A 20,507-nucleotide genomic window follows, 5' to 3' on the forward strand; every position below is an offset into this window, starting at 1 on the left:
GTTGGCCGGCCGCTGTTGCGGCAGCGTGACAGGGAGGTGACCGATGGCCGTTGAACCCCTGCCCCCCACCGAGACCACCGCGGTCGAGCCGGGCACACAGATCACCCATCCGGATGGCCGAGTCGAGTTGCGTGACTTCTCGACGATCGCCGACAGCCGTTACTTCAACGAGGAACTCGCCCCGGTTCCCATCGAGAAGCGCACCTGGACCACGTACAACTTCGCGGCGCTGTGGATCGGCATGGCGCACAACATCCCCACCTACCTGCTCGCCGCCGGGCTCATCCAGCTCGGCATGAACTGGGTGCAGGCGTTCCTCACGATCACGCTGGGCAATCTGCTCGTCCTGATCCCGATGCTGTTGAACAGCCACGCGGGCACGAAGTACGGGATCCCGTTCCCGGTCTTCGCCCGCGCGTTCTACGGAGTCCGCGGCGCGAACTTCCCGGCCCTGCTCCGCGCCTTCATCGCGTGCGGCTGGTTCGGCATCCAGACCTGGATCGGCGGCGAGGCGATCTACGCGATCGCCGGCAAGCTGCTCGGCTCCTGGTGGGTCGACGCGGCGACGGTGATGGACTACCCGTGGACGCTGTGGGCCTCGTTCTTCGTGTTCTGGGCCATCGAGATGGCCATCATCTGGCGGGGCATGGACACCTTGCGGCGCTTCGAGAACTGGGCCGCACCGTTCGTCATCGTGGTCGCCGTCGCCCTGCTGATCTGGGTGCTGGTCGAGGCGGGCGGGCTCGGCCCGATCCTGTCCGAGCCGTCGAAGCTGGGCTGGGGCGCCGACTTCTGGAAGCTGTTCGCGCCGTCACTGATGGGGATGATCGCCTTCTGGGCGACGCTGTCGCTGAACATCCCCGACTTCACCCGGTTCGGGGGCAGTCAGCGGCAGCAGGTGACCGGCCAGGTCCTCGGCCTGCCGACCACGATGTCGTTCTTCGCCATCCTGTCCATCCTGATCACGTCGGGCACGGCCGTGATCTACGGCGAGGCCATCTGGGACCCCATCCAGCTCGCGGCCAAGTTCGAGAACCCGCTGGTCGTCGCGCTCGGCCTGTTCACCGTCGTGGTCGCCACGCTGTCGGTGAACGTCGCGGCGAACACGGTCAGCCCGGCGTACGACTTCTCCAACGCCGCGCCCCGACTGGTGAGCTTCCGGACCGGGGGCCTGATCACCGGCGTGCTCGGCATCCTGATCCAGCCGTGGCGCCTGGTGCAGGACCCCAACATCTACATCTTCGTCTGGCTCGGGTTCTACGGCGGCCTGCTCGGCGCGGTCGCCGGCGTGCTCATCGCCGGGTACTGGATCCGCCACCGCACCAGCCTCCAACTGCCGGCCCTCTACCGCCCCGAGGGCAGGTACTGGTTCTCCGGCGGGTGGAACTGGGCCGCCATCGTCGCCACCGTCGTCGGCGCGGTCCTCGCGGTGGGTGGCGCCTACTCCGCACCCGGCAAGGGGCCGTTCCCGGAGGACGGCCTCATTCCGTTCCTCAAGCCGCTCTACGACTACAGCTGGGTGGTCGGGCTGGTCGCCGGGTTCCTCGTCTACCTGGCGCTGTCGATGCCGCGCACCGCGCACGTTAAGGGGGAGAGATGAGCACTATCATCCGAGCCGGGCTGGTGCAGCAGAAGTGGACCGGCGACAAGGAGTCGATGATCGCCAACGCGGTCGAGGCGATCCGCAGCGCCGCCTCGCAGGGCGCGCAGGTGGTCTGCCTGCAGGAATTGTTCTACGGCCCGTACTTCTGCCAGATCCAGGACGCGGACTACTACTCGTACACGGAGGCCATCCCGGACGGGCCGACGACCGCGCTGATGCGCGAGGTCGCCGAGCAGCACGGCGTGGTGTTGATCGTGCCGATGTACGAGCAGGAGCAGCCCGGGGTCTACTACAACACCGCCGCGGTGATCGACGCCGACGGCACCTACCTCGGCAAGCACCGCAAGAACCACATCCCGCAGGTGAAGGGGTTCTGGGAGAAGTTCTACTTCCGGCCGGGGAACCTCGGCTATCCGGTGTTCGACACCGCCGTGGGGCGCATCGGCGTCTACATCTGCTACGAGCGGCACTTCCCCGAGGGCTGGCGGGCGCTCGGCCTGGCCGGCGCGAAGATCGTTTTCAACCCGTCGGCGACCAGCCGCGGCCTGTCGCAGTACCTGTGGCGGCTGGAGCAGCCCGCGGCCGCGGTCGCCAACGAGTACTACGTCGGCGCGATCAACCGGGTCGGCGTGGAACCGCTGGGCGACAACGACTTCTACGGCCAGTCGTACTTCGTGGACCCGCGCGGGCAACTGGTCGGCGACGCGGCGTCGGACACCGAGGAGGAGGTCGTCGTCCGCGACCTGGACATGGACAAGCTGGCCGAGGTCCGTGACCTGTGGGCCTTCTACCGCGACCGCCGTCCCGAGACGTACGAATCGCTGGTGCAGCCGTGAGCATCGTCATCCGCAACGGAACAGTCGTCAACGCCACCGGGGCGTACCCGGCGGACGTGCTGGTCGAGGGCGAACGGATAGCGGCGCTCGCCGCGCCCGACTCTGGTCTGACCGAGCAGTGGGCGTCCGGTGCCGAGCGCGTGATCGACGCCGCCGGGAAGTACGTGGTGCCGGGCGGCATCGACGGCCACACCCACATGGAGATGCCGTTCGGCGGCACGTTCTCGGCGGACAACTTCGAGACCGGGACAATCGCGGCAGCCTGGGGCGGCACGACGACCATCGTCGACTTCGCCGTACAGGGCAAGGGCACGTCCGTGTTGTCCGCGCTGGACAAGTGGCACAGCAGGGCCGACGGCAACTGCGCGATCGACTACGGGTTCCACATGATCGTCTCCGACGTCAACGACACGTCTCTGAAGGAGATGGAGGCCTGCATCGACGCGGGCGTCAACACCTTCAAGATGTTCATGGCCTATCCGGGGGTCTTCTACGCCACTGACGGGGAGATCCTGCGGGCGATGCACAAGGCCCGGGACACCGGGTCGATGGTCATGATGCACGCGGAGAACGGCATCGCCATCGACCAGCTCGTCTTCCAGGCGCTGGCCAACGGCCAGACGGACCCGGTGCAGCACGGCCTGACCCGGCCGCCCGAGCTGGAGGGCGAGGCGACCTCGCGGGCGATCGCGCTGGCCAAGGTCACCGGCTCGCCGCTGTACATCGTGCACCTCTCCGCCGCGCACGCCCTGGACGCGGTCACCCAGGCGCGGGACACCGGGCAGAACGTGTTCGCCGAGACCTGTCCCCAGTACCTGTTCCTGTCGCTGGAGGATCTGGCCAGGCCCGACTTCGAGGGCGCGAAGTACGTCGCCTCTCCCCCGCTGCGCCCCAAAGAGCACCAGGCGGAGTTGTGGCGGGGCCTGCGCACCAACGACCTGTCGCTGGTGTCCACCGACCACTGCCCCTTCTGCTTCAAGGACCAGAAGGAGCTCGGCCGGGGCGACTTCTCCAAGATCCCCAACGGGATGCCCGGCGTCGAGCACCGGATGGACCTGCTCTATCAGGGCGTTGTGAAAGGCGAGATCAACCTGGCGCGCTGGGTGGAGATCAGCTCGACCACGCCCGCCAGGATGTTCGGGCTCTACCCGCGTAAGGGCGTCATCGCGCCGGGCGCCGACGCGGACATCACGGTGTACGACCCGACAGCCCAGCAGACCATCTCGGCCAGCACACACCACATGAACGTGGACTATTCCGCGTACGAGGGCATGGAGCTGACCGGGAAGGTCTCCACCGTGCTGTCCCGTGGTCGCGTCGTGGTCGACGGCAACGCCTTCCACGGCGCGGCCGGGCACGGCAGGTTCCTGAAGCGCGATCTCAGTCAGTACCTGGTGTGACAAGGAGGAGCCGTGGACTTCGGTGTCGTACTCCAGACCGACCCGCCGGCTCGCGACGTGGTCGCGGGCCTCACCGCCGCCGAGGGCAACGGGTTTCGCTACGGGTGGACGTTCGACTCCTGCGTGCTATGGCAGGAGCCGTTCGTCATCTACTCGCAGGTCCTCGCCGCAACCAAGCACCTGATCGTCGGGCCGATGGTGACCAACCCGAGCACCCGCGACTGGTCGGTCACCGCGTCGCTCTTCGCCACGCTCAACGACATGTTCGGCAACCGCACGGTGTGCGGGATCGGCCGCGGCGACTCGGCCCGGCGGGTCATCGGCCAGCCGCCGGCGAGCCTGGCCACGCTGAAAGAAGCGATGCACGTGATCAAAGAGCTGGCCGAAGGCAACGAGGTCGAACACCACGGCACGCCGGTGCGCATCCCGTGGGTGCGTGACGGCCGGCTGGAGATCTGGATGGCCGCCTACGGCCCGAAAGCGCTGCGGCTGGTCGGCGAGCAGGCCGACGGCTTCATCCTGCAGACCGCCGACCCTGACATCGCCCGCTGGACGATCGGCTCGGTACGCGACGCAGCCAGCGCCGCCGGCCGCGATCCCGACTCGATCACGATGTGCGTGGCCGCGCCGGCCTACGTGGGCACGAACCTCGCGCACCAACGGGATCAGCTGCGCTGGTTCGGCGGCATGGTCGGCAACCACGTGGCCGACCTCGTCACCCGCTACGGTGACTCCGGGGTCGTGCCGAAGGCGCTCACCGACTACATCAGGGGGCGCGCGGGCTACGACTACGCCCACCACGGCCGCGCCGGCAATCCGTCCACCGACTTCGTGCCCGATGAGATCGTCGACCGGTTCTGCCTCGTCGGCCCCGAGTCAGCCCATGTCGACCGGCTGCAGGAGCTCAAGGAGATCGGGGTGCACAACTTCGCCCTCTACCTCATGCATGACGACAAGGAGAAGACCCTCACCGCGTACGGCAAGAACGTCATCACGCAGGTCTGATTCGGAAGGGGTGCCGGCGGCGCCTGTCGTCGGGCTCAGGAAGTGGCTGTCCGACCCATCTCGGCGAGGATCCCGGTGCCCTGGCCGAGTTCGATCAGGTAGCCGTCCGGGTCGCGCAGGTAGCACCGGATCTCGACGCCATGGTCCTTCGGCTCCGTCAGGAACTCCCCACCCCGTGATCGCCACTTCTCGTAGACGGCTCGGACGTCGGTGACCCGGATGTTCATGGCGCTGCTGAGCGTCCGCGAGTCCGGTGGCGCCTGCGCCTGCACACCGGGCTTGTCGTCGGTCGGGCCACCCTCGTCGTTGATCACGATGTAGCTGTTGTGGAACCGCAGGATCGCCGGCTGGCGTTCCCGCACCACCGTCGCCCCCAGCACCCGCTGGTAGAACTCCCGTGAACGGTCCACATCCCGCACGATCAGCAGGTGCGTCAGCACCAGCCCAGCCTCGGGCTGGAAGTAATCGGGCGCCTCGCTCGCCATCACGCCTCCCCCACGTTCGATCGGCAGGGCGTACCCGCGTGCCGCGCCGGCACACCCATTGGCTCGACGACGCCGGCCACAACAAGTCACCACGAAGGGTGTCGGCTGTTACCGTCGGGCCTGTGCCCGCCGACGAGATCCGGCATCGGGTCCGGTCGGCCAGGGTGGCCCGGCTGGCCACCGTCGCAGCGGATGGACGTCCCCACCTGGTGCCCGTGTGCTTCGTGCTGCTCGACGAGGTCGCCTACCACGCGGTGGACGAGAAGCCCAAGCGCCACCGGCGGCTACGCCGGCTGGAGAACATCCAGGCGACGGGGCATGCATGCCTGCTGGTCGACGAGTACGACGAGGACTGGTCACGGCTGTGGTGGGTCCGCCTGGACGGGCACGGCCGGCTGGTGCAGGACCGCGTGGAGGAGGCCGCGGCCCGAGCGGCGCTGGCCGACAAGTACCCGCAGTACGTCCAGCGGCCACCGGCCGGGCCGGTGATCGCGATCCAGGTGACCGGCTGGTCGGCGTGGTCCGCGGCGGACGCGGCAGCCGACCCGGCCGGATGAGCGCCGGTCAGGGAGGTCAGCGGGTCGGGGCGAGGGCGTCGAGCACCTCGTCGGCCCGGCGCAGCGACGCCTTCGCGTCGGCGCGGGGTGAACCGATCTCCGGATCGAAGTTGAGGTCGACGAACACTTCGGTGATGCCGGCCTCGGCAAGTCTGGCGAAATCCGATCGGATCTGCTCGAGCGTGCCGGTGAGCGGCTCACGCTCGGACGGGCCCGTCGGCCGTACGCGGACCGCGCCGCGGCAGACGAATCGCAGTGCGCCGGGATCGCGGCCGGCCTCCGCGGCGGCGGCCTTGACGGTCGCGACCGCCTCGCCGATGCCGGTCAGGTCCGCCTGGCTGCCACTTATCCAGCCGTCGGCGAGCCGGCCGGCCCGGCGCAGGGCGGCGGGCGCCTGGCCTCCGAGCAGAATCGGCGGGTGTGGCCGCTGCACGGGTTTCGGCTCCAGGCGCGTCGGCGGGATCTGGTAGAACTCGCCGCGATGCTCGGCGACGTCGTCCTGCCAGAGAGCGCGGAGAACGGCCAGAAACTCCTCGGCGCGCTGGCCCCGCCGATGCTTGCTCACCCCCGTCGCCTCATACTCCTCGTCCGCCCAGCCCAGGCCCAGCCCCACGTCGAGCCGTCCGCCGGCGAGGATGTCGAGAGTCGCGGTCTGCTTGGCCAGCAGCACCGGAGAGACGAACGGCATGTTGAGCACCGCGACGCCGAGCCGGATCCGCGAGGTGTGGGCCGCCAGGAACGCCAGCGTGGTCAGCGGGTCCTGAACGCTGTGGTAGGTCTCGCTCCAACCGAGGTCGGCGGGGACCAGGAGCCGCTGGAACGTCCAGAGCGAGTGGTATCCGAGCTGCTCGGCGCGGCGGGCGACATGGATCATGTTCTCCGGTGTGGCCCACGAGCCGGAGACGGGCGGGGCGAATCCAACCTCCACCCGCGCACCGTACCCGGATCGGGCCAGGACGTGGGCTCGGTTCAGGCCCCGACGGTGCGGTCCACCGGACGGAAAAGCCGCCGGAAGTCCTTCGGCAGCTCGGATTCCAGGTTCTCCAGGTCTTCCGCGCTCACCGCCTCGCGCAGGGTCGTCAACACGGCGCGGGCAACCTCAGCGGTCCGGTCGCCATCCGTTCCCGCGCGGACCCCTACCTCATTGAGGAACTTCACGAGGTCGAGCTGTTCAGCGAAGTCCACGTCCTTGCGCAGGTACCCCCGCAACTCCTCGGGGACCTGGGTGGCCAGGTGCCGCGCCTCGCCGCCACTGACCCCTTCCGACAAGGTCGTGAGCGTGGCCCCGACGATCTTCGCCGCCTCCGCCGCCGGCATGCCCGCCCGCTTACCCACCACTTCGAGAAACTCGGCGTAGTTCACCAGTTCTCCTTCCGGACCAGTCGGGGTACGTCGCGGCGTGCGTGCTACCCGCGGCGCTGCCCGCCACCGGCACCCACCGGTTCGATCACCTGCTGGAATTCCTTCGGAAGCTGGGCCATCGCGTCCTCGAACTGGTCACGGGAGACAGCCTCACGGAGCGTGGTGAGCACCGCGCCGACCCCGGCAGCGGCGAGCGAACGGTCGACGGCCGGGCGATCCGCTACCCGCCGGACGAACTCGTCGAGCCCGAACGACGTGGCATGTTCCGCACTTCGCGGCAACGGATTGCGCAGGCAGTCGTCCAGCCCTCCGGGAAGCTGGTAGGCAAGGTTCTCCGCCTGGCCGGCGCTGATCCGGTCTGCCAACGTCTCCAACGTCGCCTGGCTGAGTGTCGCCGCCTGATCGGTCGGCACCTTCGCCCGCGTGGCCACTGCGTTGATGAAATCCTCGTATTCCACCTGATTCTCCTTCCAAGCCGGATCGCCGTCGAACCGCCGGTTGCGAGCCCCTGACCTCAATGCGCCGCGATCGCACACTTCAGCTCTCGGGTGCCGAGCGAACTGGTACCTCGACAGCCTCCCGGGACGGGGGGTGAGCCTGCCTCATCCCCATCGGGCGAATCACCTGTGTCCGGGCAACTTGCCGATCTCGGCGGGTGGCGGGCACATGGCCCGGCGTAGGCTCGCGGTCGGTGCCGCGTCGGATGGGGCCGGTTTGCGGGTTGATCGACTCGGTATCGCCGATATCGGGACATCAGCAAGCCCCGGACACCGCAATATCCCTGATATCGAGTCGATCACCCCCGAAGAGGCCACTCCCCAGGCGAGCCCGGGCGAGGTCGTCAACGAGCGCGATACCTCAGAGGCATATTTATGACTCACAGGTATACCGCCCACCACAGCCACCGCCCAGGCGCGGTCGGGCTACCGCCGGCCGGACCAGCGCCGGGGACGGTCTCCACGGCCGGAATCACCGGCTACCGTTCGATAGACGGTTGTGAAGGTCCGCGTCGCCCAGCATGATCGTTCTGTGGCGCGGTGGCCACCCGGTCGCCGGGAGACTCGGGCAGCCCCCTCGGGGTGCTGCTGCGGTGACGACCCAGTGAGGAGGTGACGGGACGATCTCATGCAAGGGGAGCTGCAACGCCTCGTCGACGCACTCGCCGCGTACGCGGGCCGTCCGGCGCTGATCGAGGACCGCCGTCAGCGGGTGGTGGTCTACAGCGAGCACACCGGGTTGATGGACGACGTGCGCAAGGCGTCAATCCTGCGCCGGCAGAACACGCCGGAGGTGATGGCGTGGTTCCGGGACGTCGGCATCATGAACGCCCGTACCGCCGTGCGTACGCAGGCGTCGCGAGAGCTCGACCTGCTGCCGCGGGTCTGCGTGCCGATCCGTCACCAGGACCTGCTGCTGGGGTTTGTGTGGTTCATCGACCCGGACGGCACGATGGCCGACGCGGACATCACCGCCACCGGACTGATGAGCGAGCTGTCGCTGGCGCTGTACCGGGAGAACCTTCTCGGTGAGCTGGCCTCCCAACGGGAGACCGAGGCGGCGCGGACCCTGCTCTCCGACAGCGACGTCAGCCGGGACCAGTCGCTACGGACCCTGCGCGAGACCGGCCTGATCGCCGGGGACGGGCAGGCCACCGCGCTTGTCGCGCAGCTGGTGCCGCCGCACGGCGAACTGCCCGACGAGGTTGCCCGTCTGGCGCTGGAGCAGGCGCTGGTCACCACCCGGCGGTGGATCGGCACCCGGGAGGCGCTGCACCTGGTCCGCGACGACCACGGGGTGCTGCTGCTCTGCGGCGAGCGGGGCGCCGGGCGCCCTTCCCCCGAGGTCGTCGCGAAGCTGCTCGACGACAACCTGCGACAGGCAACCCGCGGGCTCGGCTCGGTGGAGCGCGTCGTGGTCGGGGTCGGGCAGCCGCGGCCGCGGCTGACCGAGGCGATCGCGTCGTACGGGGAGGCGCTGCAGTCGGCCCGGGTGGGCGTACGGTTGCCGGCGCTCGGCCCCGTGGTGTCGTGGGCGGGGTTGGGCATCTACCGCGTGCTGTCGCGGATGGAGGGTCGGCACCTGGACATCGCCGACGTGCACCCCGGGCTTGATCGGTTGCTGAGGGAGCAGCCGAATCCGGTGTTGCTGCAGACCCTGGAGCGCTATCTGGATCTGGCCGGGAACGCGCACGCCACTGCCGAGCAGCTACGCCTGCACCGCACCACGCTCTACTACCGGCTGCAGCGGATCGAGGAGTTGGCCGACACCGACCTGAAGAACGGAAACGAGCGGCTCTGTCTGCACCTGGCGCTGAAGCTGGGCCGGTTGACCGGCGCCTACCGGCCGCAGGAGTGACACCGGTGGGCAGGGCTATGGCCCCGCCCACCGGGTCCCTTGTTACAGGCCTGCGGCCGCGGCCGCCGGTCGGCCACCGACGATCGGTAGCTCGATTCGGCTGCGGTCGAAGTGGACGGTGATGTCGGCCTGGTTCTGCTTCGCCCGGCTGCTGTAGCCGGAGTACGAGCCGAGTAGCACGACGCCGACCTGGTTGCCGGCCGCGAAGACGTAGTCCTCGGGGAGCAGCGGCACGTCGACGGAGTTCTTCCTGCCCGGCACCAGCGGCGTGGTCACGGACGACGACTTCAGGTTGAGGCCGTCCAGGATGCCCTTGGTCACCAGCTCCTGCGGATCGGTGACGACGGTCTTCTCGGTCTGTCGGTAGCAGGCGTCCTCGGCGTGTCCGCCCCAGGTGGCCGATTCGCCCCAGCAGTCCTCGGTGGTCAGGGTCCGAATGCCGTCGCCCGAGGTGCTGAACCGCGGCCGGGTGCCGTAGTCCACCAGCAGGCCGGCGAAGCTGGTGTCCTCGCCGTTCACCGATGCGTTGATCTTGACGATCGGGGTGCCCGAGATGTGCAGTGGCCGGCGCAGCGGTTGGGAGAGGAAGACCAACCGGTTCTCCGTGTTCGCCGCCGGGTCCGACGGGTGCCGGATCGCGTTGGTCTGGCTCATCGACGGGGTGTCCTGGAACGTGCGGGACGCCTTACCCGGCTGCGGGCGGACCGACAGCCCGCCGGCCGCCCCCTCGTCGCCGGGGCGCAGGAACACCTGGGTGCTCCGGACGGCCGGGACCGGCCAGCTGCGGTAGGTCTCCCAGACGTCTGGCGTCCGCTCGATGTCGGCCATCGGCTCGGCCATGATGCCGTTCTTCACCCCGTGCAGCCAGAAGTCGAACCATCGGTGCAGGGTGTCGACCCACTCACCCCGCCGGAAGTCGAACGGGTCGATGTGACCGGTGCCGGTCAGCCAGAGCTTGCGCGGCACGTTCTCCTCGGCCAGCGCGTCCCACCACTTACTGAAGTGGTCCGCGCGGACGTTGTTGTCGTTGATGCCGTGGACCACGAACACACTCGCCCGCACCCGGTCAGCGCGCGGGACGTAGTCTCGCTCGGCCCAGAAGGCGTTGTAGTCGCCGGTGACGTCGTCCCCGTCGACGCCGAGCTGGGTCCGCACCGCCGCACAGTGCTCCCGCCGCTCCGGGTTGGTGACGGTGTTGGCGAGACTGCCGGAGTAGTTGTTCGCCCGGGTGACCAGGCCGTTGCTGCGCGAGTAGTCGTACCAGCTGGAGATCGCCGAGATCGGCACGATGGTGGTGAGCCCCCGCACGCCGCTGGCGGCGGCCGCGTTGGCCAGCGTCCCGTCGTACGACTTGCCGATCATGCCGGTCTTGCCCTTGTGCCAGTCGGCGACGACCCGCTCGCCGGCCGCGTTGGTGCCGGCCCGACGACCGTTGAGCCAGTCGATCGCGGTGGGCGCGCTGATGTTGTCGGCGCGACCACCGGTGACCGGACAGCCGGTCGAGTTGTTGGTGCCGATCATGTCGAGCAGGACCACCGCGTAGCCGCGCGGGACGAAGTAGTTGTCGTAGAAGAGCGGCCACTTGTCGTTGAGGCCGTCACCGTCGATGTCCGCCTTGCACTCGCTCTCGTTGCCCCGACACACCGTGGAGTAGTAGGGGCTGGCATCCATGACCACCGGCACCCGCAGGCCGGCATCGCTGGCCTTGGGCCGCATGATGTCCATCGCCACGACGTCGCGGGCGCCGTCGCCGTCGGTGTCGACGTCGGAGGTGACGAACACCCGCTCGCGGATCGCGTCGGCATACCCGAACACCGGCTGGGTGACTCCGTGCTGAATGACCGGCCTGACCCGGCCCGCCGCCGGGTTCGCCGACGCGGTTGCCGCCGGCAGGCCGACGGCGATGGCCGCGACGACCACCACCGACGCTCGCCACCAGCTCCTTGTGGTTCGCATGGCGCTCCTCCCCATGTCCGGCACCGGCCGTGGACCGGTCGTCCCGGGCGAGGACGACGTGCCGGCGGTGCGGCAGTTGCCTCGCAGCCTAGAAACCGATTTACCGATGGTCATCGGACAGATGCGGGAGGTGATCGCCGTCCGGTCCTACGTCTGTCGCATCTCGACAGGCGTAGGACGGGACGGCGGGTGATTCCAACAGGTGCCCGATGACGTGCCGGCCGCCCGGCCATAGGTTCGCCGCACCACCTCCGCCGGTCGACCCGACCGTCACCCAGGGTCACCAGCGGGGCCAATCGGCGGTATCGGAGCCGAGCGCGCCAACGAGTCGGCGGGCGACGGGAAGGGCGGGATGTGCGGTTCTCGGGCCCAGCCGTGATCCCGCGGTTCATGGGGCGGTTCCTGGTGCCAGCGGCGTTCGCGGCGCTCTTCGCCGCACCACTGTGGTTCATGGTGGTCGGCTCACTGCGACCTGCTGGCCTGCCCCCGCCCCGCACCTTCGAGGTACTCCCACCCGAACCGACCGTGGCCGCGTACGCCCGGCTGCCTGAGCTGATCCCGCTGTTCCGGTACCTGGCCAACTCGGCGCTGGTCGTCGCGGTCGCCGTGCCGCTGACCGTCATCGTCGCCTCACTGACCGGCTTCGGGCTGCGGCTGTTGACGCCGGTGGCCCGACGCCGGGCGGTCCTGGGCCTGCTGGCGGTGCTCCTGGTGCCGGTCACCGCGGTGTGGGCCACCCGGTTCGAGCTGTTCCGGCTGGCCGGCGTGGTCGACACGTACGTCCCGTTGCTGGCCCCGGCGCTGCTCGCCGGCAGCCCCTTCCTGGTGCTGCTCTACGCGTGGAGCTTCGGCGGTGTGCCGGACACTCAGCTCGGGGCGGCCCGGCTGGAGGGCGCCGGTTGGTTGACGATCTGGCGCCGGGTGGCGCTGCCGCAGGTGCGCCCGGCGACGCTGGCCGTCGGCGTGCTCGCCTTCACGCTGCACTGGTCCAACCTGATCGACCCGCTGCTCTACCTGCAGAGCGGTGACCGCTACACCTACCCGCTCGGCCTGCAGTTCCTGCGGCTGCTGAACCCGACGGACTGGCCGCTGCTGATGGCCGCCTGCGTTGTCGCGACAGCGCCGTGCGTGGTGGTGTTCCTGCTCGCCCAGCGAATCCTGCTCAACGACGATCCGCTGGCGGCACTGAGATCTGGAGGTCGTAGGTGAGCACGTTCCGCGCTCGACGATGGGTTGCCCTGATCACCGCCGCGCTGCTGCTCGGCTACGCGGCCGGCTGCGGCGCCGGCGACCGCGCGGCCGACCGACCAGGCATCACGGTCGTGCTCTTCGGCGACGCTGAGGAGATCGCCGGCTACCGCAGCCTGGTCGCCGCCTTCGAGCAGGCTCACCCCGACGTGCCCGTCAACCTCTCCCCCGTCGCCACGCAGGACGATCTGATGGCCCGCCTGACCACCTCGTTCGCGGGTGGGCAGCCACCGGACGTGTTCCTGCTCAACTACCGCCGTTACGGCCAGTTCGCGGCCCAGCAGGCGATCGAACCGGCGCAGGGTTACCTCGACCGCAGCGAGGCGCTGAAGGAGAGCGACTTCTCCCCGCGGGCGCTGGACGCCTTTCGGTTCGACGGTAAGACGCTGACCTGTCTGCCGCAGAACATGTCCTCCCTGGTCGTCTACTACAACGCCGACCTGTTCGCGGCGGCCGGCGTGCCGCTGCCGAAGGCCGGCTGGACCTGGGACGACTTCCTGGCCGCCGGCCGGGCCCTGACCGGCGACGGGGTGTACGGCGTGGGCGTGGAGCCGTCCCTGCCGCGGCTCGCCCCGTTCGTCTGGTCCAACCGGGGTGAGCTGGTCGACCACCCGGACAAGCCGACCACCCTGACCCTCACCGGCGACCCGGCCAGCCGCGCCGCCGTCGACTGGTTCCTCGACCTGCAACTGAAGCACCACGTCGTGCCGCCGGACGCCGAGGAGCAGAGCGAGTCGAGTGAGGCCCGGTTCCTGCGCGGCACGCTCGGCATGTACCTCAACAGCCGGGTCGCCGTGCCGACGCTGCGCACCATCGACGGCTTCACCTGGGACGCGGCGCCGCTGCCGATCGCGCCGGGCGGCGTACCCGCGTCGATCCTGCACAGCGACGCCTACTGCATGAGCGCCGGCCTGCCCGACCACGACCAGGCCTGGCGGTTCATCGAGTTCGCGATGGGCGGGCAGGGCCAGCGGATCCTCGCCGGGTCGGGCCGCACGGTGCCGTCCCGGCTCGACGTGGCCAACTCCCCGGACTTCCTCGACCCGCAGAAGCCCCCTAGGTCGTCGCGGGTCTACCTCGACGCCGAGCCGCACCTGCGCGCCACCCCGCGCACCGGCACCTGGTCGCGAGTGGAGCGCGAGGCCGGCGGCCTGCTCGAGGAGGTCTTCTACGGCCGGATCGGACGCGAGGAGGGGCTGCGACAGCTGGAGGAGAAGCTCCGGCCGCTCTTCGCGCTCCCGGTGGGCGCCGGTGGCTGAGCGGGGCGTGATCCGGCTCGAATCGCTGACCAAGTCGTACGGGAAGGTCGTCGCCCTCGACGGCGTCGACCTGACGGTGGGCGCCGGCGAGATGGTGACCCTGGTCGGCCCGTCCGGCTCCGGCAAGTCGACGATCCTGCGGCTGATCGCCGGCCTGGACCGGCCGGACCGTGGCAGGGTCGTCGTCGACGGGCAGGACGTGGCCCAGGTGCCACCGCACCGACGCGCGGTGGCAATGGTCTTCCAGGACTACGCGCTCTACCCCCACCTCACCGTCCGCGGCAACCTCCTGTTCGGGCTGCGGGTTCGCCGCGTCCGGCGCGCGGAGGCCGAGGATCGGGCCCGGGCGGCGGCCGACCGACTCGGCATCGCGGACCTGCTCGACCGCTACCCCGACGAGACCTCCGGCGGGCAGCGCCAGCGCATCGCCCTCGCCCGCGCGCTGCTGCGCGAGCCGACCGTCTATCTGCTCGACGAGCCGCTGGCCAGCCTGGACGCGCCGCTGCGCTTCGCCACCCGCGCCGACCTGCTCACTCTGCACCGGGAGCTGGGCACCACCACCATCCACGTTACCCACGACCAGGCCGAGGCGATGACGCTCGGCGACCGGGTCGTCGTCCTCGACCACGGTCAGGTCCGCCAGATCGGCCCGCCGCAGCAGGTCTACGACGAACCCGCGGACACCTTCGTGGCCGGCTTCCTGGGCAGCCCGCCGATGAACCTGGTACGCGGCGGCGGTGTGCTGGGCGGCGGCACCGACCTGACCCTCGGCGTACGGCCGGAGGATCTGAGCCTCGACCCCGACGGGCCGGTGACCGCGACCGTGGAGGCGGTGGAGGCGCTCGGCAGCGAGGCCATCCTGCTGACCCGCTGCGACGACGGCACGCGGCTGACCGTCCGCACCGGCCCCCGGCCCGGCGTGTGGCCGGGCGACCAGGTACGACTGCGCGCCGATCCGGGCCGGATCCACCGCTTCGACGCCGACACCGGGCGACGCCGGTGAGCACCGGCCGGGTCAGCCGGCCGCTGACCGCGTGGGCGTTCCTCGCGCCGTACGTGGTGGCGGTCGCGCTGCTGATCGCGCTGCCCGCCCTGCTCAACGTCGGCTACGCGTTCACCGACCACACCGGACTGACCCGGGACCCACGGTTCGTCGGCCTGGACAACGCGCGCCGCCTGCTCACCGACGGTTTCCTCGCCGACAGCATCCGGGCCTCCGCTATCCACCTGGCGCTGGCCGTACCGCTGCGGCTGCTGGCCGCCATCGGGCTCGGGTTGCTGTTGGCGGCGCCCCGCCCTGGCGGCCGCTGGTTCCGGGTCGCGGTCTACCTGCCGACGGTCGTACCCGACGTGGCCCTGGCGGTGCTCTTCCTGTGGGTGCTCAATCCGCTCTACGGCCCGCTCAACCAACTGCTCGGGCTCTTCGGCCATCCGGGCATGAACTGGCTCGCGGAGCCCGGCTCCGCGCGGTTGGCGGTGGCGCTGATGCTCGCGTTCCCGATCGGTGAGGGGTTCATCGTCGTGCTCGCCGCCCGGCGGATGCTCGACGGCCGGCTGTACGAGGCGGCGGCCCTGGAGGGCTGCGGCCCGTTCGGCCAGTTGCGCCGGCTCACGCTGCCGCTGCTCGCGCCGGTGCTGCTGCTGCTCGCCGTCCGCGACACGATCCTCACCCTGCAGGTCAACTTCGTGCCGGCGTACGTCCTCACCGACGGCCGGCCCGCCAACGCCACGCTCTACCTGCCGGTCTACATCTTCGACCAGGTCTTCGAGTTCTCCGGCTTCGCCTATGGAGCCATGATCACGAGCGTCCTCATGGTGGTCACCGGGGTCATCATCACCGCGCTGCTGCTGATGGTGCGACGCTGGCGGGTGCTGCGCTGAGCGTGACATCCTGCTGCGGTGAGACTCCGGATGTTCGCCGTCGTCGTCACGGTTCCATTGCTCGTCGCCTGCGGCGGCACGGACGCGGGGCAGCCCACCGGCCGGGGGCCGGGCATGCTCGCGAACCTGCCCAGCTGCGACCGGGTGCCGCTGGACGCCGACGCCGAGGTGGACAGCCAGGTCACCGGCCTGCTCCTGCCGGACGGCGCGCGGGTCACCTCGGTGGTCGAGCAGGGCGCCCTGACCACGGTCGCGGCCACCATCCGGATGACCCCGCTGGACGTCCGCGCCCACTACGAGGGCCGTGGGGACATCGACCTGCTGCGCGCCGAGGACGAGGTGTTCGAGGCCGAGGTGCTGATGCGGGCGCAGGAACGACGGACGTACCTGCGGGCCACCGCGCTCTGCGCGGACGGAACGACGCTGACCGCGGTGGTCGGACCGGACTCGGACGATGCCGGCCTACCCGAGTTCCAGAGCAACTGACCATCAAAGCCGTTCTCGACAGCTGTCCTAATCAGGCAGGTCGATTCGCAACACGTGCTGGGTGACGTCGGTCACTCCACTGTCTAGCGTGCGCACTGTAGACCACTTTCCGGTCGCCACGGCGCGTGGACAGGGAGACTGCATGAGACTCACGCTCGTCCGACGGTATCGCGGCCTCGCGATGACAACGAGCCTGGGGCTGGTCATCGCGCTCGCGCTGACCGCCTCCTCCGCACCCCGACCAGTCCAGGAGTCGCTGGCCACCAACTCGCCCACCGGTCCGATGGAAATCCCCGACGAGTGGATGACCGCCCAGCGGATGAGCGACGGCAGCCGGGACCTCTCGGTCACCAAGTACACGAAGGCTCGCGGCGAGGCCCACGATCTCAACCTGCGCACCCGCCTCCTCTACCGCCACCTGGCACAGCGGAAGTGGAACTTCTTCGGGCCCAGCAACATCGGCGGCCGGGTCGTGGACATCGCCGTCGACCCGCAGGTCCCCGACCAGATCTTCATCGCCGCCGCCTCCGGCGGCGTCTGGAAGTCCGACGACGCCGGCGCCACGTTCGAGACGGCCTGGCCGGACGACGGGACGCAGAGTTTGGGCGCGGTCGCGATGACCAGCGACGGCGTCCTCTTCGCCGGAACCGGCGAGGCCCAGCCGGGTGGCGGCTCGATCACCTTCGGCGGCGACGGCATCTACCGCTCGAAGGACCGAGGCAGGACCTGGCGGCACGTCGGCCTGAAGGACAGCCACGCCATCGGCCGCTTCGCCATCGACCCGAGCAACGAGGACCGGATCTTCGCCGCCGCCAGCGGCAACCTCTTCGTACCGGGTGGCCAGCGCGGCGTCTACCTCTCGGAGAACGGTGGGAACAGCTGGAAGCAGGTGCTCGCGCCGCCGAACGCCACCACGGGCGCCACCGAGGTCGTCATCGACCCGAGCAACCCGCGCCGGATGTACGCGGCCATGTGGGACCACCTGCGCGAACCACATCAGCGCACCTACGGCGGGCTCGGCTCCAGCCTCTGGCGCTCCGACGACGCCGGCCGCACCTGGTCGCGGATGACCAACGGCCTGCCCACCGACGCCGACCAGGGCCGCTGGGGCATCGCGGTCGCCCCGGACAACCCCCAGCGGCTGTACGCGTACGTCGGCACCGCCCTCGGACCGTTCCGCGCCTTCTACCGCTCCGACGACGGCGGCGACAGCTGGACGCAGACGCCGGTCACCGCCGGTCAGGCATCCCAGTCCACGTTCAGCTGGTGGTTCGGCAAGCTCTTCGTCGACCCCGGCAACGCCGATCACGTCTTCCTCACCGGGGTCAACCTGATGCGTTCGACCAACGGCGCGCAGAGCTTCTCGTCGGTGAGCGGCGTGCACGCCGACCAGCACGCGATGCGCTGGGACCCGAAGGTGCCCGGGCGGGTCTACCTGGGCAACGACGGCGGCCTCTACCGATCCGAGGCGAACGGCGCGAGCGACTGGGTCAAGGCGACCTACGAGCCCTACACCCAGTTCTACACGGTGGACGTGGCGCAGACCGATCAGGCGCTGAAGGTCGGTGGCGCGCAGGACAACGGCTGCAATCGCGGCTACAACGGCGTCGGTGGCCCGTGGAACGCCATCGGCTGCGGTGACGGCCTCCAGGTGGTCATCCACCCGGAGGCCCCCAACATCGTCTTCGGGTGCAGCCAGTACGGCTCCTGCTACCGGTCGGAGAACTCCGGCGGCACCCCCCGCCAGAGCATCGGCACCGGCCAGACGGCCTCGGAGCGGCGCAACTGGCTGACCCCGCTGCAGTTCGACCCGAGCGACCCGAACGTCATGTACTACGCCGGGAACATCCTCAACCGCTCGACGGACAACGGTCGCACCTGGACGCCGATCAGCCCGGACCTCACCGGCGGCGGCCCCAACGACCCGAACGGCTACCCGTGGGGCACGATCACCACCGTCGCCGCCGCGCCCACCGAAGGCAACAAGCTCTACGTCGGCACCGACGACGGGAGGCTGTGGTGGACCGACGACCTCGGGCAGAACTGGCAGCAGGTCGACCCGGGGCAGCTGCCCGGCACCTGGGTCACCCGGGTGGCGGTGAACCCCGCCGACAAGAACATCGCCTACGCCACCTTCTCCGCCTTCCGGTCCGGTAGCGACCGGTCCCACGTGATGATGACCCGCGACGGTGGTCGTACCTGGAGCAACATCGGCCGGGGTCTGCCGGACGCGCCGGTGAACTTCGTCGTCCCGACCGCCGACGGCCTGCTGCTGGTCGGTACCGACGTCGGGGTGTTCATGTCGGCGTGGAACGGTGGCGAGTGGGCGGCGCTGGGCACCAACCTGCCGCAGGCGGCCGTCATGTACCTGCGTTACCACGAGCCGAGCCGGCAGCTCACCGCGGCGACCTTCGGGCGGGGCGTCTACGACCTCACCGTGCCCCGCTGCCCGGCAGCGTCGACCAGGCTGCCGCTCAAGCCGACCGGCGTCGGCGTGATCGGCGTGCTCGCCTCCTGCCGGGCGGGCTGATCAACCGGTAGTTCGTCGCGTCTGACGCGGCTAGCAGGCCACCTTCCGGACCCGGGAGGTGGCCTGCCCGTTGAGACTCGACGGTCATCTGCGCAGCCGGCGGGCGCAGGCGCCGTCGTGGCCGTCGCGGAGGAGGCAGCGCCGCCCGCCAGGCAGCCTGAGGTCGCAGAAGACCCGGTGCCGAAGGAACTGCTGGTCTTCCTCGGAGACGGTGGTCTCCCCCGGATCCGCCATCGGTAGCACCAGCATCCACCGGCCGATGACCCGGGCCAGGCGCTGCGCCGCAGGCAGATCGGTGGCCACGACAGGCAGGTGGATGACGTACCGCTGGCTCATCGGGCCCGGTCCCGCTCGTTGCGGGCGCGGGCCTGGTCGGTCTGCCAGCGACGCAGCCCGGCCTTGATCCGGGCAGTCTCGCGGCGGCTCTCGGCGAGAGCGGCGTAGACGGCGGCCATGTCGACGGCAACCCGGTCGAGGAAGGCGTACACGTCGTCGGGGTTCAGGCCGCGACGTCCGAGCCCGGTCGGCGCGAAGCGGCGCTCGCGCACCTGCCACGGCAGCAGACCGGTGTACGCGGCGGAGCGATACGTCGTACCGCCGCTCGGCGGCCCTGGTCGCTGGTTTCTGGCGTTCATGTCTGCCTGCCTTCCTGATGCGGAGGGGCGAGGGGTGTTCGGGGAAGGACGGCGGCCGCTCGGGGGGACCGGCCGGCCGCCGTGCTGTGATCAGCCTGCGACAGTCCGCAGTGGAAGCGGAGCCTGCAGTTCACCCGGGTCCTGGCTCGTATCCGGGTGCCGCGGGCCGGGGGTGAGCGTCCGCGGACCCGCGGACCGGGTCCTAGCCGACGCACGGCGGTGAGCTGCACCCGGCGGCGGGGAGCGGCGCGGTAGCCGATCCGCCGCCGCGAACGCCTGGGCGGGCCTCGATGTGCTGGCGTTGAGTGAGGCAGAATCGAGGGGCATGATCAGAAGGGCTATCAGGAAATGAGCCATGACTGACCTGACCGGCGCCAGTTGGCGCAAGAGCACCCGCGGCGGCGGCAACGGCGGCAACCGCGTCGAGGTCGTGCCCAACCTTCCCGGCCTCGTCCCCGAACGAGACTCCAAGGACCTCCTCGGCTACGCGTTGGCGTTTCGATTGGATACCTGGCGCGCCTTGATCACTTCCATGCGTCAGCCCCATCCCAATGGCTAGCAATCGTCGGCTGCCTGGCGTCCTCCGTCAATTTGCCGAAGAGAGGGATTGGCAGCAGTTTCACACGCCGAAGAACCTTGCCATGGCGCTGGCCGGCGAGGTCGGCGAGCTCCTGGCCGAGCTGCAGTGGCTCACGCCCGAACAGGCGGCGGCGGTGATGGACGAGCCCGAGGCAGGCGCGCGGGTTCGGGCGGAAATTGGCGATGTGATGATCTATCTGACCCGGTTGGCGGATGTGCTCGGAATCGACCTGGAGGAGGCCGCCCGGGCGAAGCTCGCGGAGGTCGCCGTCCGCTATCCGGTTGAACAGGCCAAAGGCTCGGCCGCCAAGCGGTAGCGGGCATGCGAAA

21 protein-coding genes are annotated in these 20,507 nt (G+C 70.0%); 14 read left to right on the forward strand and 7 right to left on the reverse strand.

Annotated features, from left to right (window positions below; genetic code table 11):
• Positions 1–43: 43 nt before the first annotated feature.
• Genes EAD98_RS10045 through EAD98_RS10060 form a run of 4 tightly spaced genes read left to right on the forward strand, consistent with a single transcriptional unit; the run spans position 44 to position 4,844 of the window.
• Positions 44–1,600, forward strand: coding sequence for an NCS1 family nucleobase:cation symporter-1 (locus EAD98_RS10045; RefSeq protein WP_121653782.1), 1,557 nt, complete (start codon positions 44–46; stop codon positions 1,598–1,600).
• Positions 1,597–2,439, forward strand: a complete 843-nt coding sequence (locus EAD98_RS10050; protein ID WP_121653783.1) for a nitrilase-related carbon-nitrogen hydrolase — start codon at positions 1,597–1,599, stop codon at positions 2,437–2,439. The genes EAD98_RS10045 and EAD98_RS10050 overlap by 4 nt, the downstream gene beginning before the upstream one ends.
• A complete protein-coding gene (hydA, locus tag EAD98_RS10055) occupies positions 2,436–3,839 on the forward strand; it encodes a dihydropyrimidinase (protein WP_121653784.1) in 1,404 nt (467 codons plus the stop codon). Before EAD98_RS10050 ends, hydA begins: the two co-directional genes overlap by 4 nt.
• Before the next feature lie 12 nt (positions 3,840–3,851).
• Positions 3,852–4,844 (forward strand): TIGR03842 family LLM class F420-dependent oxidoreductase, encoded by a 993-nt coding sequence (locus EAD98_RS10060; protein WP_121653785.1) that lies wholly within the window; start codon positions 3,852–3,854, stop codon positions 4,842–4,844.
• Between the two features lie 35 nt (positions 4,845–4,879).
• Here EAD98_RS10060 and EAD98_RS10065 read toward each other — a convergent pair whose 3' ends face one another.
• The gene (locus EAD98_RS10065) at positions 4,880–5,329 is read right to left on the reverse strand and encodes a VOC family protein (protein WP_121653786.1); all 450 of its coding nucleotides are present in this window, start codon (positions 5,327–5,329) and stop codon (positions 4,880–4,882) included.
• A 122-nt stretch (positions 5,330–5,451) separates the two neighbouring features.
• Here EAD98_RS10065 and EAD98_RS10070 point away from each other — a divergent pair, with 122 nt between their 5' ends.
• A complete protein-coding gene (locus EAD98_RS10070; RefSeq protein WP_121653787.1) occupies positions 5,452–5,886 on the forward strand; it encodes a TIGR03668 family PPOX class F420-dependent oxidoreductase in 435 nt (144 codons plus the stop codon).
• A gap of 16 nt (positions 5,887–5,902) precedes the next feature.
• Here EAD98_RS10070 and EAD98_RS10075 read toward each other — a convergent pair whose 3' ends face one another.
• The 3 genes from EAD98_RS10075 to EAD98_RS10085 are packed head-to-tail and all read right to left on the reverse strand — an operon-like array spanning position 5,903 to position 7,706.
• Positions 5,903–6,814 carry a TIGR03619 family F420-dependent LLM class oxidoreductase gene (locus EAD98_RS10075; protein WP_121653788.1) on the reverse strand — a complete coding sequence of 304 codons (912 nt, stop codon included), beginning with the start codon at positions 6,812–6,814 and terminating at the stop codon, positions 5,903–5,905.
• A gap of 41 nt (positions 6,815–6,855) precedes the next feature.
• Entirely contained in the window at positions 6,856–7,248 is a 393-nt protein-coding gene (locus EAD98_RS10080; RefSeq protein ID WP_121653789.1) for a DUF2267 domain-containing protein, read from the reverse strand.
• Between the two features lie 44 nt (positions 7,249–7,292).
• Positions 7,293–7,706: a DUF2267 domain-containing protein gene (locus tag EAD98_RS10085; RefSeq protein ID WP_158609783.1), complete on the reverse strand. Its 414-nt coding sequence runs from the start codon at positions 7,704–7,706 to the stop codon at positions 7,293–7,295.
• 667 nt (positions 7,707–8,373) lie between these two features.
• On the opposite strand from EAD98_RS10085, the gene EAD98_RS10090 reads away from it, so the two are divergent.
• Positions 8,374–9,603: a CdaR family transcriptional regulator gene (locus EAD98_RS10090; protein WP_121653791.1), complete on the forward strand. Its 1,230-nt coding sequence runs from the start codon at positions 8,374–8,376 to the stop codon at positions 9,601–9,603.
• A gap of 42 nt (positions 9,604–9,645) precedes the next feature.
• On the opposite strand, the gene EAD98_RS10095 is transcribed toward EAD98_RS10090, so the two are convergent.
• On the reverse strand, positions 9,646–11,559 hold the full coding sequence (locus tag EAD98_RS10095; RefSeq protein WP_121653792.1) for a Xaa-Pro dipeptidyl-peptidase: 1,914 nt from the start codon (positions 11,557–11,559) through the stop codon (positions 9,646–9,648).
• A 375-nt stretch (positions 11,560–11,934) separates the two neighbouring features.
• On the opposite strand from EAD98_RS10095, the gene EAD98_RS10105 reads away from it, so the two are divergent.
• The 6 genes from EAD98_RS10105 (at position 11,935) to EAD98_RS10130 (ending at position 18,963) form a co-directional block, all read left to right on the forward strand.
• Positions 11,935–12,768, forward strand: a complete 834-nt coding sequence (locus EAD98_RS10105) for a carbohydrate ABC transporter permease (protein ID WP_147457360.1) — start codon at positions 11,935–11,937, stop codon at positions 12,766–12,768.
• A complete protein-coding gene (locus EAD98_RS10110; protein WP_121653795.1) occupies positions 12,765–14,066 on the forward strand; it encodes a sugar ABC transporter substrate-binding protein in 1,302 nt (433 codons plus the stop codon). Before EAD98_RS10105 ends, EAD98_RS10110 begins: the two co-directional genes overlap by 4 nt.
• Entirely contained in the window at positions 14,059–15,069 is a 1,011-nt protein-coding gene (locus EAD98_RS10115) for an ABC transporter ATP-binding protein (protein WP_121653796.1), read from the forward strand. The genes EAD98_RS10110 and EAD98_RS10115 overlap by 8 nt, the downstream gene beginning before the upstream one ends.
• Positions 15,066–15,947 carry a carbohydrate ABC transporter permease gene (locus EAD98_RS10120; RefSeq protein WP_158609784.1) on the forward strand — a complete coding sequence of 294 codons (882 nt, stop codon included), beginning with the start codon at positions 15,066–15,068 and terminating at the stop codon, positions 15,945–15,947. The genes EAD98_RS10115 and EAD98_RS10120 overlap by 4 nt, the downstream gene beginning before the upstream one ends.
• A gap of 18 nt (positions 15,948–15,965) precedes the next feature.
• Complete coding sequence (locus EAD98_RS10125; protein ID WP_147457361.1) at positions 15,966–16,433, forward strand: hypothetical protein; 468 nt, start codon at positions 15,966–15,968, stop codon at positions 16,431–16,433.
• Positions 16,434–16,575: 142 nt separating this feature from the next.
• The gene (locus EAD98_RS10130) at positions 16,576–18,963 is read left to right on the forward strand and encodes a glycosyl hydrolase (protein ID WP_233583782.1); all 2,388 of its coding nucleotides are present in this window, start codon (positions 16,576–16,578) and stop codon (positions 18,961–18,963) included.
• An 84-nt stretch (positions 18,964–19,047) separates the two neighbouring features.
• On the opposite strand, the gene EAD98_RS10135 is transcribed toward EAD98_RS10130, so the two are convergent.
• Both EAD98_RS10135 and EAD98_RS10140 read right to left on the reverse strand, forming a co-directional pair.
• Complete coding sequence (locus EAD98_RS10135; protein ID WP_121653800.1) at positions 19,048–19,299, reverse strand: hypothetical protein; 252 nt, start codon at positions 19,297–19,299, stop codon at positions 19,048–19,050.
• Entirely contained in the window at positions 19,296–19,598 is a 303-nt protein-coding gene (locus EAD98_RS10140) for a DivIVA domain-containing protein (protein WP_121653801.1), read from the reverse strand. Before EAD98_RS10140 ends, EAD98_RS10135 begins: the two co-directional genes overlap by 4 nt.
• A gap of 355 nt (positions 19,599–19,953) precedes the next feature.
• Between EAD98_RS10140 and EAD98_RS10145 the strand changes: the two genes are divergently transcribed.
• Both EAD98_RS10145 and EAD98_RS10150 read left to right on the forward strand, forming a co-directional pair.
• On the forward strand, positions 19,954–20,157 hold the full coding sequence (locus EAD98_RS10145) for a DUF397 domain-containing protein (protein ID WP_121653802.1): 204 nt from the start codon (positions 19,954–19,956) through the stop codon (positions 20,155–20,157).
• On the forward strand, positions 20,150–20,494 hold the full coding sequence (locus EAD98_RS10150; RefSeq protein WP_121653803.1) for a nucleotide pyrophosphohydrolase: 345 nt from the start codon (positions 20,150–20,152) through the stop codon (positions 20,492–20,494). Before EAD98_RS10145 ends, EAD98_RS10150 begins: the two co-directional genes overlap by 8 nt.
• Positions 20,495–20,507: the final 13 nt, after the last annotated feature.

The organism is Micromonospora sp. CV4 (assembly GCF_003667455.1).
Classification (GTDB): domain Bacteria; phylum Actinomycetota; class Actinomycetes; order Mycobacteriales; family Micromonosporaceae; genus Micromonospora.